General features: G+C 33.3%; 16 protein-coding genes. All 16 read left to right on the top strand.

The genetic code is table 11. The features are described from left to right. Positions 1-597 precede the first annotated feature (597 nt). The gene (gene rny, locus AEA09_RS13025) at positions 598-2,157 is read left to right on the top strand and encodes a ribonuclease Y (protein ID WP_053584262.1); all 1,560 of its coding nucleotides are present in this window, start codon (positions 598-600) and stop codon (positions 2,155-2,157) included. 221 nt (positions 2,158-2,378) lie between these two features. Further along, complete coding sequence (locus AEA09_RS13020) at positions 2,379-3,149, top strand: tyrosine-protein phosphatase (RefSeq protein WP_245622843.1); 771 nt, start codon at positions 2,379-2,381, stop codon at positions 3,147-3,149. A 165-nt stretch (positions 3,150-3,314) separates the two neighbouring features. Beyond that, complete coding sequence (locus tag AEA09_RS13015) at positions 3,315-3,767, top strand: VanZ family protein (protein WP_211263250.1); 453 nt, start codon at positions 3,315-3,317, stop codon at positions 3,765-3,767. 48 nt (positions 3,768-3,815) lie between these two features. Then, a complete protein-coding gene (locus AEA09_RS19975; RefSeq protein WP_156312162.1) occupies positions 3,816-3,998 on the top strand; it encodes a hypothetical protein in 183 nt (60 codons plus the stop codon). A 376-nt stretch (positions 3,999-4,374) separates the two neighbouring features. Next, positions 4,375-5,103, top strand: a complete 729-nt coding sequence (locus tag AEA09_RS13010) for a YveK family protein (RefSeq protein ID WP_053584259.1) — start codon at positions 4,375-4,377, stop codon at positions 5,101-5,103. A gap of 44 nt (positions 5,104-5,147) precedes the next feature. After that, a complete protein-coding gene (locus AEA09_RS13005; RefSeq protein WP_053584712.1) occupies positions 5,148-5,813 on the top strand; it encodes a CpsD/CapB family tyrosine-protein kinase in 666 nt (221 codons plus the stop codon). 76 nt (positions 5,814-5,889) lie between these two features. Then, positions 5,890-7,182, top strand: coding sequence for a glucose-6-phosphate isomerase (locus AEA09_RS13000; protein WP_053584258.1), 1,293 nt, complete (start codon positions 5,890-5,892; stop codon positions 7,180-7,182). A gap of 526 nt (positions 7,183-7,708) precedes the next feature. Then, on the top strand, positions 7,709-8,941 hold the full coding sequence (locus tag AEA09_RS12995; RefSeq protein WP_053584257.1) for a glycosyltransferase family 4 protein: 1,233 nt from the start codon (positions 7,709-7,711) through the stop codon (positions 8,939-8,941). 4 nt (positions 8,942-8,945) lie between these two features. Further along, positions 8,946-10,004, top strand: a complete 1,059-nt coding sequence (locus tag AEA09_RS12990; RefSeq protein WP_053584256.1) for a polysaccharide biosynthesis protein — start codon at positions 8,946-8,948, stop codon at positions 10,002-10,004. Further along, positions 9,964-11,073 carry a capsular polysaccharide biosynthesis protein CapF gene (locus AEA09_RS12985; RefSeq protein WP_053584255.1) on the top strand — a complete coding sequence of 370 codons (1,110 nt, stop codon included), beginning with the start codon at positions 9,964-9,966 and terminating at the stop codon, positions 11,071-11,073. Before AEA09_RS12990 ends, AEA09_RS12985 begins: the two co-directional genes overlap by 41 nt. A 1-nt stretch (position 11,074) precedes the next feature. Then, complete coding sequence (wecB, locus tag AEA09_RS12980; RefSeq protein ID WP_053584254.1) at positions 11,075-12,202, top strand: non-hydrolyzing UDP-N-acetylglucosamine 2-epimerase; 1,128 nt, start codon at positions 11,075-11,077, stop codon at positions 12,200-12,202. Further along, positions 12,202-13,440, top strand: a complete 1,239-nt coding sequence (locus AEA09_RS12975; protein ID WP_053584253.1) for a glycosyltransferase — start codon at positions 12,202-12,204, stop codon at positions 13,438-13,440. Before wecB ends, AEA09_RS12975 begins: the two co-directional genes overlap by 1 nt. 74 nt (positions 13,441-13,514) lie before the next feature. Next, positions 13,515-14,609 (top strand): glycosyltransferase, encoded by a 1,095-nt coding sequence (locus AEA09_RS12970; protein ID WP_053584252.1) that lies wholly within the window; start codon positions 13,515-13,517, stop codon positions 14,607-14,609. A 199-nt stretch (positions 14,610-14,808) separates the two neighbouring features. After that, positions 14,809-16,311, top strand: a complete 1,503-nt coding sequence (wzy, locus tag AEA09_RS12965) for an O-antigen polysaccharide polymerase Wzy (RefSeq protein WP_053584251.1) — start codon at positions 14,809-14,811, stop codon at positions 16,309-16,311. A gap of 492 nt (positions 16,312-16,803) precedes the next feature. Next, complete coding sequence (locus tag AEA09_RS12960; protein WP_245622842.1) at positions 16,804-17,775, top strand: glycosyltransferase family 2 protein; 972 nt, start codon at positions 16,804-16,806, stop codon at positions 17,773-17,775. Beyond that, positions 17,772-19,256 carry a lipopolysaccharide biosynthesis protein gene (locus tag AEA09_RS12955; protein ID WP_053584250.1) on the top strand — a complete coding sequence of 495 codons (1,485 nt, stop codon included), beginning with the start codon at positions 17,772-17,774 and terminating at the stop codon, positions 19,254-19,256. The genes AEA09_RS12960 and AEA09_RS12955 overlap by 4 nt, the downstream gene beginning before the upstream one ends.

Genomic DNA, 19,256 nt, shown 5'->3' with positions numbered 1-19,256 from the left:
GTGTAAACACTGATAATGCTTCACAAGGATGAATGTTTTTTGTCCCAAAAATGTTTCGACAGGTTCTAAATAGACGGGAGAACTCGTACAAGCGTAGTGTATTCAGCCAACCGACAAAAAGAAACTATATCGTGAACGAACAATTTCATAAGGGAATATTTAAACTAGAGAATTTCATTTTTTATTCAGCTCGGAAGTGAGGTTACAAACTAGTAATCCCTATCATATTTCTTTTAGCAGTAGTAGATTTTATTCCTTAAGCAACATTGTTGTCATACAAATTAATATTTTCTTGAGTTTTTCGAAAACAATTCTATGTTCACTCTATTTTGGTAGTTTATAGTTCTAGAATGTGACTATTTACGTAGTTAGATAAACGTAGTAAAAGTATGAAATATAAATTATATTATTGGATGATATTAACTTTTTATACAATGAAGGCGAACATGTGCCCGTCAATCCTTGACAGAGCTAATTGGTAGATATACAATTAAATATGTATAATTTCTGAATTATGACTTTGAAAATAGGCAGTACATTTTTGATGTATGCGCCGACTGAAAACGTATTACTCAAATAGCAATTGGAGGTGTTCATATGGATGGAATTACTATCATCTCCGCTTTGCTTGGACTCATCGTTGGTGCTGCTGTTAGCTATATCTACATGAAAAAAGTGAATGACTCCAAAATCACTGGTGCAAAAAATGTTGCCGAAACAATCGTTGACGAAGGAAAACGAGAAGCGGAAGCATTAAAAAAAGAAGCACTACTTGAAGCCAAAGATGAAACTCACAAATTTCGAACTGAAGCGGAAAATGACATTCGTGACCGTCGTTTAGAACTTCAGAAACAAGAGAACCGTTTATTGCAAAGAGAAGAAAATCTTGATCGCAAGGATGATGCTCTGAATAAGAGAGAAGCAGGCCTGGAGCGTAAGGAAGAAGCTCTTACCGAGAGACAACAGCATATTGAACAGATGGAGAGCAAAGTGGACGAGCTTGTTGCAACACAAAAATCCGAGCTAGAACGAATTTCTTCGTTAACAAGAGATCAGGCGAAGGCCGTTATCTTAGGCGAAGTAGAAAAAGAGCTAGCAACAGATATTGCTGTTATGACGAAGGAATCTGAAACACGTATAAAAGAGGAATCTGATAAAAAGGCACGTGAAATTTTATCACTGGCACTGCAACGTTTTGCAGCTGACCACGTGGCTGAAACAACTGTCTCTGTCGTTAACTTACCAAATGACGAGATGAAAGGTCGTATTATCGGTCGTGAAGGTCGAAATATACGTACACTTGAAACATTAACAGGTATTGATTTAATTATTGATGATACACCAGAAGCAGTTATTTTATCTGGCTTCGATCCAATCCGTCGAGAAACGGCTCGACTTGCACTGGAAAAATTAGTGCAAGATGGCCGTATTCACCCGGCACGTATCGAGGAAATGGTAGAAAAATCTCGCCGTGAAGTGGATGAACAAATCCGCGAAACAGGGGAACAAACGACATTTGAAATGGGCATTCATAATCTACATCCAGATTTAATGAAAATTTTAGGTCGTATGAAGTATCGTACAAGTTACGGACAAAACGTTTTAAAACATTCAATAGAAGTAGCACATTTAGCAGGTTTACTTGCTGCTGAGTTGGGCGAAGATGTAGCATTAGCTCGTCGTGCAGGTCTATTACACGATATAGGTAAAGCTATCGATCATGAAGTAGAAGGTAGCCACGTAGAAATAGGTGTAGAACTTGCTACGAAATATAAAGAACATCCAGTAGTCATTAACAGTATTGCTTCTCACCATGGTGATACAGAAGCAACATCAGTTATTGCGGTATTAGTTGCTGCAGCGGATGCTTTATCAGCCGCACGCCCAGGAGCTCGTAGTGAGACTCTTGAAAACTATATCCGTCGACTTGAAAAACTAGAAGAGATTTCTGAAAGTTACGACGGCGTAGAAAAATCATTTGCTATTCAAGCAGGTCGTGAAATTCGCATTATCGTCCAACCAGAAAAAATTGACGATTTAGCTTCACACCGCTTAGCTCGTGATATTCGTAAGCGTATCGAAGACGAACTCGACTATCCAGGACATATTAAAGTGACGGTTATTCGTGAAACACGTGCCGTTGAATATGCGAAATAAAAAATAATAATAGAAGTTCTGTGAGACTTAGGTCTTGCAGAGCTTTTTTTGTGTCAAAAAATATATTGAAGGAATTATAGGGGGATTCAATGAGCTTATCATTTTTTTGAAAATCATATCATAAGAATAGATATGGGATAGCTTTGTAAAAAGGTAAGCATTATGACAGTTGTGAATCATTTAGATATTGATAAGTATTGAAATAAAAATAATAGAAAGCTGTGATACGTTTGATTGATATACACACGCATATTTTATTCGATGTAGATGATGGTCCAGGAACAGAACAAGAATCATTACAAATGCTGAAACAAGCAGTACAGGAGGGAATTACGGAGATGATTTCAACTTCGCATGCCCTCAATCCTCATTATGATGTTGCCTATTCAACAGTAGAATCAAAATTAATGCATTTACGTAAATTAATTGAACAAAATGAACTACCCCTTACGCTACATAGCGGGCATGAGATTCGCTTAAACGATCAATTAGTGAATTTACTAGATCAAAAACAAGTACATGTTTTAGCAAATACAAATTATGTGCTTATAGAGTTGCCTTCGAGTATGATTCCAGCTTACACAAAAGATATGATTATCGCACTTAAATCGTCGGGCTATACACCAATCATTGCGCATCCTGAACGAAATAGAGCAATTGCGGAACAACCTATGAAATTAGAGTTGCTAATTCGAGAAGGTGCATTTGCGCAAATTACTGCGGGGAGTCTTACTGGACATTTTGGGAAGGCTGTTCAAAAACTATCATTAGAACTTGTACGAGCAAATTATGTTCATACGTATGGTTCAGATGCACACAATTTAACAACAAGGCCATATCATTTTCAAGAGGGCCTTTCCTATTTGGAAAAGAAAAAGGAATTAGATGCCGTTGATATCTTCCTAGAAAATAATTATAGGGTTATTAGCAATCAGCCAATTATTATGTTAGAACCAGCAGAAATCACAAGTAAAAAATGGTGGCAAATCTAATGAAAAAGGATGGTCGTAGTAGGGATATGTGATCATATTTCTAGAAAATGTTGATTTAAGAAAAATATAGAAATTATTTATTTTATTTAAAGAAATGAAAATATGCCCATGATAGATTAGCATGCAATTGATACTATTTTTAATTAGCAAAGGATGTGCCATCAGTTGTCTAAAATAATTTCATGGGTAGCGGTTTTAGTTTGGATGACCATCATTTTTTATTTGTCACATCAACCAGTCACAATATCAAATGGGCTGAGCGTAGGACTTACAGAGGTAATTGTTCAGAAAGTGGAAGGTATTGCATCGGATTATGAGTTTAACATGGATAGCGCCAATCACATTATGAGAAAGAATGCTCATTTTTTTATGTATTTTGTGCTGGGTCTATTTGTCATAAGTGCCTTGTGGAAAAGTGGAGTGGCTCGTTATCGTGGATTTAGGCTGGCTTTACTTATTTGTGGGTTGTATGCGATTTCCGATGAAGTGCATCAGTATTTTATAGAGGGCAGGGGTCCACAGTTGAATGATGTGCTGATAGATAGTGCTGGAGCATTTGTAGGCATTAGTTTGTTTTGTTTTACTAAATTGATGTTGAGTCGTCGACGTTTCCACTAAGTGTTTGTTGCTTAGTGGTTTTCTACTATATAGGTATCAAATACTGAAATGTTCATCGAAATTATTTCAGATGATTTTTCTTTCGATGCTAGTAAGGTCCTACAGAATGTTCTTTCGTGTGCAGTGCCTTATGTAGGGGCAGTAGAGGGGGAGTCATTACAAGCGAGGAGGCTTGCAACTTGTCCGCGTAAAGGGAGTGGGATTCGTCTGCAAGTACCTATTTTGGTATAGAACCTATATTATTTGAAGAGAATGGTTTTCCGTATAAAGCGGAAGGGCCGTTTTTTTATGCATATTACTACTGTACTTTGAATATAAACCTAAATAAGTCCCGAGTCATTTTACTAGAAGTTGGTTGAAGTGAATCTACTAACAGAAAAGTGGTGGGCTCAAAATTATGAAGGGGAAGTCTTATAATAATTGCCCCAGTTATGAATAATTTGAGGAGGTCAATAATATAATCAAAAGTGAAGAGAAGGACAAAAATCTCCTTGGACGATCCTATAAAACATAATTGAATGCTAACTTTTTGAAATAACAAGAGCACTGTAGCAACATATTTGATTGAAAATATACTAGAAGATGTTCTGATAAGGGGTGAAGGTCATTGGAGACTACAATCAATTTACAAGATTTACTGACAACCATTCGAAAACGGTGGTTTCTTATTTTAAGCTTTACAGTTTTTGCAGGAGTTACAGCTACAATCATTAGCTACTACGTATTAACACCAATCTATCAATCAGAAACGCAAATATTAATTAATCAAAAAAGTACTAATATCGAACAATATCAATGGGTACAAAATAATGAAGCAGATTTACGATTAATAAATACCTATAATATCATCATTACAAGTCCAATTATATTATCGAAAGTCATAGAAAAACTTGATTTAGATCAGACACCAAATAGCTTAGCGGAACAAATTACAGTGACGAGTGCAAATAATTCACAAGTTGTCAATCTTGTAGTTATCGATAACGAGGCATCTATGGCTGTAAAGATTTCGAATACGTTGGCTGAAGTATTTCAAAATGAAATCCCCCTATTAATGAATGTTGATAATATAAAAATTTTATCAGAAGCTAAACTAGTCGATAACCCTACACCAATAAAACCAAATAAGCTCCTGAATATTACGATTGCCGCTGTAATTGGTTTAATGTTAGGTACTATTTTAGCGTTTTTACTAGATTTTCTGGATACAAGGTTTAAATCGGAACAAGAAGTTGAAGAAATTTTAGGATTGCCAATAATAGGGTTAGTTGGTGCTATTGGTTTAGAAAAAGAAACGAAAAAGTCTAAGAAATCAGATAGAGTGAGGGGGAGCTAATTATATTGGGCTTGAAGAAAAACAAAAAATTAAAATCGTCGTTGATGGCACGTAAACTGGTGACAGTGACAGATTCAAAATCACTCATATCTGAGCAATTCCGAACGATGCGTACAAATATTCGATTTTCTATGCCTGATCAAGATATAAAATCGTTACTCGTCACTTCATCTATAGCGGGGGAAGGTAAATCTACAAACGCTGCAAATCTCGGTGTAGTTTTTGCTCAAGAAGGTAAACGGGTCCTCATCATAGATGCGGATATGCGTAAACCAACTTTGCATCATACATTTAGAACTTTAAATAGCAGTGGCTTATCCGATGTGTTAACGAGGCAGCAGATTTACTTTAATGTGATCCAAAAAACATCAGTGGAAGGATTAAGTGTTATTCCAAGTGGTCCTCTTCCACCGAATCCAGTCGAATTACTATCTTCGAAGACAATGGATATACTTATGCAAGATCTAAGAAAAGATTATGACATCGTAATTTTGGATGCACCTCCGTTATTATCAGTATCAGATGCACAGATTTTATCTAATAAATGTGATGGTACTTTATTAATTGTGAATATGGATGTAGCGCAAAAAGTAGATGTTTTAAAAGCAAAGGCTACACTTTCTTCTTCAAAAGCGAAAATTTTGGGCGTTGTACTAAATAATATTAAAATACCAAAGAATCATTATTATTATCAGACGTATGGTTCATAAAAAGAAGCGGTTGCTGCTGAGATTGAGTACTTTATCTAACATCAACTTGATAGATCATACGAAATGAGGTCATACGGTGAGTAAGCAACTTTTGCATACGAACATATTAAATTACGATTTAACTACTCTTGATTGGTCATCATATACAAAAATTGTCGAAAAAATCCACCATTATTTAGAAGGGGCAGAGGATCTTCCGACTGGATGGCTTCATGCACCGCTTGAAAATCAGGATGCATTATTTGTTCATATTGAGGAGACAGCGCTTGAGATTCGTAATTTTGCGGATGTACTTATTGTCATAGGAGTGGGTGGTTCTTTTCTTGGTGCCCGTGCGGTGCAAGATGCATTGACGCCTTATTTTGGTGCACATCATGATGGAATTGAAGTAATCTATGTGGGCCAAAATATGAGTGGAGCTTATATTAAACAATTACTAGAAAATGTTGAGAATAAGAGTGTATACGTGAATGTTGTGTCTAAGTCCGGTGGAACGATGGAACCAGCACTGGCTTTTCGAGTTGTACGTCAGTATATGGAATTACAGTATGGGGAAAAAGCGGCAGAACGTATTATCGTGACAACAGATTCCACAAGTGGAATTTTGAAGAAAATAGCAGATTCTTCAGGCTATCGACAATTTGTTATTCCTTCTAATATAGGTGGTCGGTTTTCGGTATTAACTGCTGCGGGTCTTTTACCTATGGCCGTTGCAGGGGTTGATATTTATAACTTAATGTTAGGTGCGAAGGTTGCAGCACTAGAGTTTCAAGAGTCACAACTAGAGCATAATGAAGCGTACCGATATGCGGTGTTACGTCATGCTTTATATGAACAAGGATACAAAATTGAATTACTAGCTTCATTTGAACCTGCCTTAAATAAGTTTCACGAATGGTGGAAGCAGTTGTTTGGTGAAAGTGAAGGTAAAGAGAAAAAAGGGCTTTATCCCTCAACTGTTAATTTTTCGACAGATTTACATGCGATTGGTCAATTTATTCAAGATGGGAGCCCGATTTTGTTTGAAACATTACTTCACTTCCATGAAATTGATGATGATTTGGCAGTACCTTATGATATTCGCGATGAGGACGGACTAAACTATTTAGCGAATCGAACATTTAATGAAATTAACGCCATATCAAAAGAAGGCACAGCACTAGCCCATTCGGAAGGGAATGTACCGGTTATACAGCTTGAATTACAAAAGCTTGATGCTTATCATGTAGGCTTTCTAATTTATTTTTTTATGAAGGCATGTACTATGAGTGCTTATTTACTAGGGGTCAACCCATTTGATCAGCCAGGAGTAGAAACATATAAACTTAAAATGATGGAACTGTTACAAGAAAGTAAAGTGTCCAAATAAAGTGATGATTTGATTAAACAAATTTTCAAATTACGAAGAAGCCCTAAAAGTATTTTATGACTTTTAGGGCTTCTTTAAAAGTAAGAGTCGTAATCTTGCTGCTTGCAGAAACAGTACTAGTCTCTGTTTGTGAATTTTTAGGTTCGCCACCAAAGTTTGGGGACGACATCTGTTTAAAGGGCATGTAAATGACAAAATGCTTGTTGATTGGAATAGAGGTTGGACGTCCCTTAGAAAGTGCCCGGCTGGAACAGGAATCAATCACAAGTATTGGTGATGAACCATTATCACTAGAATTTACAGCAAATGGGAATATAGTTATGTGGTTTTAGCATATATATTCAATTATAACTATTTGCGATATTAATAATATTTGATTAGACAGCGTTTAAGTGTGTGGAATCTTCACTACATCAAGGGAAAAGATATCGATTGTATTTAACTGGACCTTGCAATAAGTACTAAACTCACTCAGATATATGGATAAATGAATTATTTGCGCTAAAAGTAGGGAGAGAATATTTTGATGAATGAGAAAAAAATATTGTTTTTGTGCCAGTATTTTTATCCTGAATATATCTCTTCTGCCACACTCCCTTTTGACACTGCAGTGGCTCTTAGGAAGGCTGGTTTTACTGTCAGTGCATTGACTGGATATCCGAAAGAGTACAACTTAACCAAAAAAGTCCCCATTAAAGAAACCTATGAAAATATTGAAATAAGTAGATTGAAATATATCCAACTTAAACGTAGCAATTTCATCGGCCGAATAATTAATTATTTTTCTTTTACATTTTCTGTAGCCTTACGTTTTAGACAATTGAAAAAGTATGAGGCAATCATCGTTTACTCAAACCCACCCATATTACCGTTAATTGCAGCGATGGCTAATAAATTTTTCAACACAAAAGTCGTTTTTGTAAGCTACGATGTGTACCCAGAGATCGCTTATTTTACAAATACTATTTCCAAAGATAGTGTAATGAGCAAAATGATGCGGAGAGTTAATAAAAGCGTTTTTAAACATGTAAATAAAGTAGTTGCTCTATCAAATGAGATGAAAGCCTATCTACTAAAACATAGAGCAGCGTTATCAGAACATCAAATTGAAGTAATTCCTAATTGGTATGAGGATAAAGGATTTTCTAATGCCACTAAAATACCTGAAAATAAACGATTAGATTCTATAAAGACAGATGAAAATCTGATTGTATCGTACTTTGGCAATATGGGAATATGTCAAGAATTGGATCCGATAATTGAGGCGATTCGCCAATTGAAAGAGGATAGGAATGTTCAATTTCTTTTTGCGGGACATGGAATTAAAATGGATCACTTAAAGAGTGTCGTAGAAACAGAGAATCTGAAAAATGTACGTGTTTTTGATTTTTTACATGGACAAGATTTTCAAGACGCTCTAAGTATAAGTGATTGCTTCATTGTAAGTTTATCAGATGAGTTGACTGGCCTAGCTGTCCCAAGTAAAACCTATAGTTACATGATGGCTGGTAAACCTGTAATTGCGATTATAGGGGCGGATTCTGATATAGCTAGAGATTTAATAGAGCATCATGCAGGTTACGCGATGCAAGTAAAAGATAGCTCGAAACTAGTAAATGTTATCAAAGAACTCCTTCATGATCGAGTGCAACGTGAATATATGGGAGAGAATTGTAGGAAGCTTTACCTTGAAAAATACACGACGGAAAAATGTACTGAAAAATATGTGAATCTTATGCAGAAATTATTGGGGGAATAAGTATATGTTTAAAGACAAGATATTACTAATAACGGGCGGCACAGGTTCTTTTGGAAATGCAGTGATGAAGAGATTTTTAAATACCGATATTAAAGAAATTCGTATCTTTTCAAGAGATGAGAAAAAACAAGATGATATGCGGAAAATTTATAAAAATGACAAATTGAAATTTTATATAGGCGATGTTAGAGATTTAGCAAGCTTGAAAAATGCTATGCACAATGTAGATTACATCTTTCATGCTGCTGCGCTAAAGCAAGTTCCATCTTGTGAATTCTTTCCTTTAGAAGCGGTGAAAACAAATGTGCTTGGAACAGATAATGTTTTGACTGGTGCAATTGAAAGTGGTGTCAAAAAGGTAATTTGTTTGTCTACAGATAAAGCAGCCTATCCTATTAATGCAATGGGCATTTCAAAAGCAATGATGGAAAAGGTAATTGTCGCAAAAGCTAAAACAGTTGATCCCGAGAGAACATTAATATGTGGTACTCGCTACGGAAATGTGATGGCTTCACGTGGTTCGGTCATCCCACTATTTATAGATCAAATTAAAAAAGGTCAATCACTAACAATCACAGATCCTCAAATGACGAGATTTTTAATGAGCCTCGAAGAAGCAGTTGAGTTAGTATTATTCGCATTTGAACATGCGGAGGCTGGGGATATTATGGTGCAGAAATCGCCTGCATCAACGATTTGGGATTTAGCCCAAGCCATCAAGGAGCTATTCAATGCAGATAGTAAAATTGACATTATTGGTACTCGTCATGGTGAAAAACTTTATGAAACTTTACTTACTAGGGAAGAACATGTGGTTGCACAAGATTTAGGAGAATTTTACCGAGTGCCTGCTGATAAAAGGGATCTAAATTACGATAAATACTTCGTAGATGGTGATCAAAAACTGTCCATACAAGAGGAGTACAACTCTCACAACACAGAAATGCTAAATATTCAGCAAATTAAAGAAAAGTTATTAAGGCTTGATTTTATTCAGGAAGAGTTGAAAGGTTGGGTCTATGATGAAAATATTAGTGACAGGTTCAAAGGGGTTTATCGGTAAGAATCTCATAGCAAAGCTTAAAAATCATAATTATACTGATATTCTTGAATTTAGTAGAGAAACAAACATAGCATTATTAGATGAATATTGTAAAGAAGCGGATTTTGTTTTCCATCTTGCTGGCGTAAATCGGCCGAAAGACCAATCAGAATTCATGGATGTGAACTATGGTTTTACATCGATTCTTCTTGATACATTAAAGAAATACCAAAATACTTGTCCTGTAATGATCGCTTCATCTACTCAAGCAGAACAAAATAACCTTTATGGAATTAGTAAAAAAGCAGGAGAGGATTTGCTTTTCGAATACAGTAAAAAAACAGGTGCAAAAGTTCTTGTCTATCGATTGCAAAATGTATTTGGGAAATGGAGTAGACCGAATTATAACAGTGCTGTAGCAACATTTTGTCACAATGTTGCAAATGATTTACCTATAAAAGTAAATGATCCAATTCTTGAAATGAAGCTAGTTTATATTGATGATGTTGTGGAAGAATTACTTCAAGCATTGAATGGCAATGAGAATTTAGTTCAAGGCTATTGCGAAGTGCCAATTGTTCACACGATCACGCTAGCGGAGATTGTTGATTTGATTTATTCATTCAAAAAAAGTAGAGAAGAACGTTCCATTCCAAATATGTCCCATGCGTTTACCAAAAAACTATATAGTACGTTTTTGAGTTTTTTACAAGAAAATCAGTTTAGCTATGATCTTAAGATGAATGTAGATCAAAGAGGGTCATTCACTGAATTTATTAAGACACCAGACAGAGGCCAAGTATCTGTAAATATTTCAAAACCAGGTGTAACAAAGGGTAACCACTGGCATCATACAAAAAACGAAAAATTTTTAGTTGTAAGTGGTCATGGTGTAATTCGATTCAGAAATATTGATTCGAATGAAGTCGTTGAGTACTTTGTCAGTGGAGATAAATTGAGAGTGGTTGATATTCCGGTTGGATACACTCATAACATTGAAAATTTAGGTGACACAGAGATGGTAACAATCATGTGGGTAAATGAACTATTTGATCCTGAGAAACCAGATACAATCTTCTTGGAGGTATAAGGTGAAAAAGCTAAAAGTGATGACAGTTGTAGGGACACGTCCAGAAATTATTAGGCTCTCTGCTGTCATAAATAAATTAGAAAAATCAAATTCCATAGAACATGTATTAGTCCATACGGGTCAAAATTACGATTATGAGTTAAATGAAGTTTTTTTTAACGAATTCAATTTAAAGAAACCGGATTACTTCTTAAATGCGGCAACTGGAACTTCAATTGAAACAATCGGAAATATTCTAGTTAAGATTGATCCTATTTTAGAGAAAATCCAACCAGATGCCTTCTTAGTATTAGGTGATACAAACAGCTGTTTATGTGCTATTGCAGCAAAGAAAAGACATATTCCGATATTTCATATGGAAGCGGGTAATAGATGCTTCGATCAAAGAGTACCAGAAGAAACAAATCGAAAAATTGTAGACCATATTTCAGATATCAACTTAACGTATAGTGATATTGCAAGAGAGTATTTACTAAGGGAAGGGCTACCAGCAGATCGAATTATAAAGACAGGGAGTCCAATGTTAGAAGTACTTAATTCAAGAAAAGTAGACATTGAGAAATCAGATGTATTAGAGAGATTGGATCTTGAAGAAATGCAATATTTTGTAGTCTCTACCCATAGAGAAGAAAATATCAATTCAGAAACCAATTTTTTAGATTTAATGGATAGCTTAAATGCGATTGCAGAAAAATATCATCTGCCTGTCATTGTCAGTACACACCCTAGAACGCAAAAAATGATTCATGCGAAGGGGATCGAGTTTAATTCTTTAGTGAGAACAATGAAACCTTTAGGATTTAATGATTATGTAAAGCTTCAACTGAAAGCCAAAGCCGTATTAAGTGATAGTGGAACGATTAGTGAAGAGTCTTCTATTCTTGGATTTAGAGCACTTAATATTCGGCAAGCACATGAAAGGCCCGAAGCAATGGAAGAGGCTGCGGTCATGATGGTAGGGCTGAAGAAGGAGAGGATCTTACAAGGGTTAGAAATTTTAAAGGCACAAGAGAATGACGATTTAAGAAGAGTTGTAGATTATAGTATGCCAAATGTGTCAGATAAAGTGCTTAAAATTATTTTGTCTTATACGGATTATGTGAATCGTGTGGTTTGGGGAGAGAATTAATGAAAGTATTACAAATTAATACAGTTTGTGGAGTAGGAAGTACGGGAAGAATAGCAACGGATATCAATCAAATTTTAATAGAGCAAGGGCATGAAAGTTACATTGCCTACGGTAGAGATTTTCCAAAGAATTGTGATACAGCAATTAGAATTGGAACAAAAATGGATAACTATGCACATGTTGCTTTAACAAGAATCTATGACAAACATGGATTCGGCTCTAAAAAAGCTACTGAAGAATTTATAACTAAGATTGAAAAATTGGATCCTGATGTGATTCATCTGCATAACATTCATGGGTATTATATCAATATTGAATTGTTATTCGATTATATAAAAAGAGCTAACAAACGTGTCATATGGACTTTGCATGATTGTTGGGCTTTTACGGGACATTGTACTCATTTTGATTATGTTGGTTGTACAAAATGGAAAAAAGGTTGTTTTAATTGTCCTGAAAAAGCTTCATATCCAGCTAGTGAATTTTTGGATAATTCAGAGTCTAATTATTTAAGAAAAAAGGAAATTTTCACTGGTGTAAAGGATTTAACAATAGTAACCCCATCAAAATGGCTAACAGGCTTAGTAAAAGAATCGTTTTTAAGGGATTACCCTGTTGTTGTAATTAATAATGGAATTAATATAAATGTTTTTAAACCTACAGCAAGTACATTTAGAGAGATGCATCATCTAAATGATAAATTCATAATATTGGGAGTCGCGAGTAATTGGGGTAGAAAAAAGGGCTTCGATTACTTTATAGAACTGTCCAGTTTTCTAGACGAAGATGAAGTAATAGTATTAGTAGGGGTATCAGAAAAGCAAAAGAAAGAACTATCTAAAAAGATTATTGGCATCATAAGAACGGATAGTGCTAAAGAGTTAGTTGGAATATATTCTGCAGCTGATGTTTTTATTAATCCAACTTTAGAAGATAATTTTCCAACAACGAATTTAGAAGCATTAGCCAGTGGAACACCTGTTATTACGTTTGATTCAGGAGGAAGTACTGAAAGTCTTGATGAAACATGTGGACTAATTATTGAGAAAAAAGAAACTATTGAAATAAAGAATTATATAAAGAGATATCGTGAAGAGAACTTTATTAAATCTAAAAGTTGTATAGAAAGATCGAAAATGTATAATGTGGAGAATCAATATAGAGAATATATGAAATTATACTTAGGGGAGGATAGTAAGGTAATACAAAAAGAGGATTTAGTAAAATCATTTTTATAAATCCTATATTAGTACTATTTAAAACATCTTTAATAAGAATCTAAGTTAATATATATGTTTTGAGGAGAGAAATAATGAAGAGGATTTTAGTTGTTATAGATAATCTTAATAGAGGAGGTATAGCATCTGTTGTATTAAATATCTCTGAAGTAATGGATAAAGAAAAGTTTAAATTCGATTATATTACTTATCAAGAACCAGATATTGATATATCGAATAGACTTGAAAAGTTCAATAGTAAGTACTTTGTAGTTAGGAGATTGAGTGAAACTTCTCCTTTAAAATATGTTAATCAGATTAGACAAGTAATAAAAAAAAACGGGCCATATGATGTGATCCATGCACACACCTCTAGTTTTATATGGTTAGCCTGCTTAGCAGCTAAAATCGAAAAAATACCTATAAGAATTGGGCATGCTCATGGGTCAAAAAACGCGAAAAAATTTTTATTTAGTAATGTTTTTTATTTTATTTTAAGATATTTTAATCGTAAATTCTGCACAGAAATGATTACCTGTGCAGAATCTTCAGGAGTTTATGTATTTGGAAAGAATTATAAATTTTTACCAAACTTCATAGATCATACACAGTATGGAAGTATGAATATTGAAGAAAAGTTTGATTTCATGGATAAATATAATATTCCCCAAAATACAATTATCTTTTGCTTTATTGGCTATTTAGGGGGAGAAAAAAACCCAATGTTTGCGCTGGAATTATTTAAGGAAATTTTAAGTGGAAATACAGCTTATTATCTCCTAATTGCTGGGGATGGACCTGCAAATAATGAAATAAAAGAATTTATAAAAGATAACCACATGACGAAAAATGTGATTATGTTTGGAAATACAAATGAAGTGAAAGAAATTCTTCAAATATCGAATATTATGCTAATGCCTTCTATTACTGAAGGAATGTCAATAGCTGCTATAGAGGCTCAAATATCAGGTGTTAATTGTATTATTTCTAGTGGCGTACCAAAGACAAATGATATAAAAGCTGGTTTATTTCATCAATGCGAAACATTAGTTGTGAATGATTGGATATATATGGTGAGTGAAGTTCTGAAGAAAGAGCATACCAAAAGTCACAATGAGGTAATACAAGCATTGATAAATATTGGATATGATAAAGAAAGTGTAAAAAGAAGGTTAGAAAGTATATATTAAAAAAGATTTTAATTATTGTTCATTACCAAAAGTCGAGGATAATATTTTATTAAAGATTGTATCAATTCCAATGTATAGTGAAGAGTCTTAATTATTGAAAAATATGTATTATTGAATTTTTTTCTTTTAAATATTAGAAAAATTAATTATTGAAGTAGGAGCTAAAATTATTAAGTATTTCAAACCTTAGGAGAATTATATGAGTGAAATAATAAAAAATAATCTTATTTTAACTGAAAAGCAAAGAATTATGGGGAAATATTTATTGATATTACTGAATATATTAATTAATTCAGTTATTTTATTTATAGCATTTTTAATAATAGATTATACATTTCAGAAATGGTTATTACCTTTCGCTGTATTATCCGTAACTCAGTTATTACTTAATATTATTACAATTAAGAAATTAGAAGGAATGTTTTTCTCATTAACTACATTATTCTTAATATTTTCTTTTATCACTCATCTAGGGATTGTAGTAATTTTTGGTTTCAACATTCAAATAGATTTGCCTTGGAACCCATTGTTAACTATTTCAGAGAATGTGTTTAGGGATGCATGTTATTTTTCTCTTTGTAGCCACTTTTTTTTAACGTTGGGAATGGCTATAGTACTATCTAAAAAGAAGAGCCATAAAACGCTTTTACTTGAGCCCGATGATAATAAAGGTTTAAGAAATCAGTTATATTACACAAAAAATATTGGTATGATTCTCTTTTTAATTGGAATTATCCCTATGTTATATATTGATATTTCTAAGATTAATCTATTTCTAAATGGAAATTATTTGGATACTTTTCAGGTTGGGGCACCTGGTTTTGTCTATATAATCGCTAGTTTTACTGATGTTGGAATAATGATGTTGTTGCTGGGGAATAAAGATAATAAAAAAAAGGCTACGCTAATATTCGGTATCGTAATCATTTATAAAGGCATCTTAATGTTTACTGGAGGTAGAGGAGAACCAATATTATTTTTACTTTCATTATTTTTTATTTATTTTAGATTTATAAGAATAAAAAAAATAAAACCTAAACAGTTTATTTTCAATTTAATTTTAGTATATATATGTGGATTTGTATTAACTTTCATAAGTCAAATACGTATGATGTCAATTAATAATATTGAAACTATGATGCAGCTTATGAAAAAATCTTTTATTGATTTTTCGCCTTTTTCAGTCATCGCAGAGTTTGGTGGTACGATAATTACTCTGGGTATTTCTATGGATTTCTTTTCATCTACAGGGGATTTTCAATATGGTTCAAACTATCTAGTCTCTTTATTGAATATATTTCCTAATTTAGGTGGTGTATTAGATTTTACTATTCCAAAAACTATTTATGTAAATAATTTCCCTCCTTTTTTAAGAACCTTTTTAGGTGGATCCTATTTAGGTGAAATTTACTATAGTTTCGGAATATTAGCTCCTTTTTTTGTAACTATTATCGGAATGGTTGTTGGATATGTTTCTCTAAAAATACAAGATCTTTTTAACCAAAATCGGTTTATACTAATGTCAATTTTATTAATACTATTTCCAAATTTATTATGGTGGACAAGAGCGTATTTTGTAGATATGATCAGAGAATTTGTCTGGACATCTGTTTTTATCATGATTTTTTTTATGTTATTCGAAAATAAATATAAGTTGAAAACAAAAATAGAAATGAATCCTCTTAAAAAGTTAAATATATAAGTTGAACTTATGAAACCGGCATGCAGTTGCCGCTGTGCTTTCGTCGCAAATAAACATTAGCCAGGCGCGAATGTCCACAATATTGCTTACTTGCTCGGATTTTTGGTAGTTTTACATTTTTATTGGTCTTAATATTCAAAACAGATGCCCATCGTGTGATGCTTGATCAACTATCGTTGATGAACATACAAGTGGGCTTTCGTTTTTACCCTAAAAAAATTGTTTGACAGAATAAATATACCGTAATAAAAACTGGAAATCCCTCATAATGTTTAAGTGAAATGAATAAAATAGATGGGGGACCTAATTACTTGTGTTGGTACTAGCTTGAATAATTTTGGTTTTAATTTATTAATCTGTTAATTGTCTATACTAGATGATAACGATTTAGAATGAAAAAACTAGTAGAAAGCTTGCTTAAATCAAGTGAATTAATGGATAAAACAGATTCGGACTACTTCTATGCTAGCCCTATAGTCCACCAGTTGGAGAGTGATTTTATTGCAAAATATTTTAGTTAGTATTAACTGTATAACCTATAATCATGAAGAATTTATAGCGGAAGCAATTGAAAGCTTTTTAATGCAAAAAACAAATTTTAATTATGAAATATTGATCCATGATGATGCATCTACTGATAGTACAGCAGAAATAATAAGAGAGTATGAGAAAAAATATCCGGATTTGATAAAGCCAATATATCAAAAGGAAAATCAATATTCAAAAGGAAATCCAGTAGATAGGATTAATATGAGGAGAGCAAAAGGAAAATATATTGCGATATGTGAAGGTGATGATTATTGGTTAGATCCATATAAATTGCAAAAACAGACAGATTATATGGAAAAACATCCTGAATGTAGTTTGTGTGTTCATGGTGGCGAAGTAGTGAATGCATCTGAAAAAAAAACTATTTCATATAATAGTGCTAATAAAGGAAATAAAGATTTTCGGGTTGAAGAAGTGATTGAAGGTGGTGGCGCTCTTTTCATTACTAATTCTATGTTCTATCCATTTAAATTTCATTCTGAAAGACCCAAATTTCTCGATTTAACATCTGTTGGGGATTACCCTTTAGCTATTAACTTATCTCTTTTAGGGACAGTACATTATTTGGATGAATTTATGTCAGCATACCGAGAAGGAGTTAGTGGGTCTTGGACAGATAGAAACATGTCGTCCTTAAAAAGGAAGACGGAGCATTATGATGAAATCGCAAATATGCTTGATGAAGTAAATCAATATACAAACTATCAATATGAAAATTCCATTAATAAGAGAAAATATACGGATCAGTTATTCCTTTTATTGGAACAGGGGAAGTTTAGGGAAGCAAAAACAGGTAAATACAAGGATATATATTTAGAATTAGGTTATAAAAAAAAAATTTTCATATTCATGGATCAATATTGTTCAAGTATCTCAAAAGTTTTAAGAGTAGCTAAAAGGAGATTAATTAGATGAGCTATGAAATAACAAAATCTAGAATATTTTCATCGCTACTGTGGAAACTCATGGAACGCGGAGGGACACAAGGTATTCAATTTATCGTAATGATAGTAATAGCTCGTTTTTTGCTCCCAGAAGATTTCGGATTGTTAGTATTAGTAGCAGTTTTTATTACAATCGCGGGGGTATTAGTTCAAAGTGGATTTAATATAGCTTTAATTCAAAAAAAAAATGCTGATGAGGTAGATTTTTCTTCAGTTTTTTACTTGAATTTATGTATAGCTTTCATATTATATGGGGTTCTTTTTTTGAGTGCACCAATTATCGCTAGGTTCTTTGAATATCCGCTACTAATAATCGTTTTAAGAATTCTATCCTTAACTTTGTTTTTAGGTGCCATCAATTCAATTCAAAATGCTGTGATTGCGCGGAATCTGCAATTCAAAAAACTATTCTTTAGCAGTTTAGGTGCAGTTATTGTATCAGGAATTATCGGTATTATATTAGCATATGCTCATTTTGGTGTATGGGCATTGGTGTGGCAGCAATTAATAAATCAGCTTTTGGTTACAGTTATTTTGTGGTTTACAGTTAAATGGAGACCGAAATTGCTCTTTTCTATTGAAAGGTTAATAGAGTTATTTTCATTTGGCTGGAAATTATTGGTGTCATCATTGATAGATACTTTATATAACAATTTAGGAAGTATCCTAATAGGTAAAATGTTTAGTCCAGTATTATTAGGCTTTTATAGTAGAGGAGAACAGTTTCCTAGTCTCATTGTAAGTAATATAAACGGATCCATACAGGCAGTCATGCTTCCTGCGTTGTCATCTTATCAAGAAGATAGGCAAAGAGTAAAAGAAATGGTGAGAAGATCAATTGTTACGAGCTCATTTATTGTATTTCCAATGATGGTAGGACTAGCTATTATCGCTGAACCGTTAGTAAAGATTCTATTAACAGATAAGTGGCTGCCTGCTGTTCCATTTTTACAAATATTTTGTGCTGTTTATGCCCTATGGCCTATACATACAGCGAACTTACAGGCTATAAATGCCTTAGGGCGAAGTGATGTTTTTTTGAAGCTAGAAATCGGAAAAAAAATATTAGGTCTCTCTATCCTCGCAATAACTATACCTTTTGGTGTTCACGCAATGGCTTTAGGTGTATTTATTAGTGGGGTTTTGTGCACTTTTATTAATGCTTATCCTAATCTGAAATTACTTAATTACAGTATTCAAGAGCAGTGGAAGGATATAATACCATCTTTACTTTTATCACTAGTAATGGGATTTGTAGTATTTTGTGTAAAACTATACATGATGCCAGCTTTGTTAACAATTATAATTCAAATATTTGTAGGAACTATTCTATATGTTGCATTAGCAAAATTGTTTAAACTAGAATGTTTTACTTATCTATTATTGGCCTTGAAAGATATGCTAGAAAATAAAAAGAAAACAAAATTAATAATAAATAATGAGGTGCGATAG

The organism is Lysinibacillus contaminans (assembly GCF_001278945.1).
GTDB classification, from domain to species: Bacteria; Bacillota; Bacilli; order Bacillales_A; family Planococcaceae; genus Lysinibacillus; species Lysinibacillus contaminans.
This window is presented reverse-complemented; position numbering and strand designations above follow the sequence as displayed.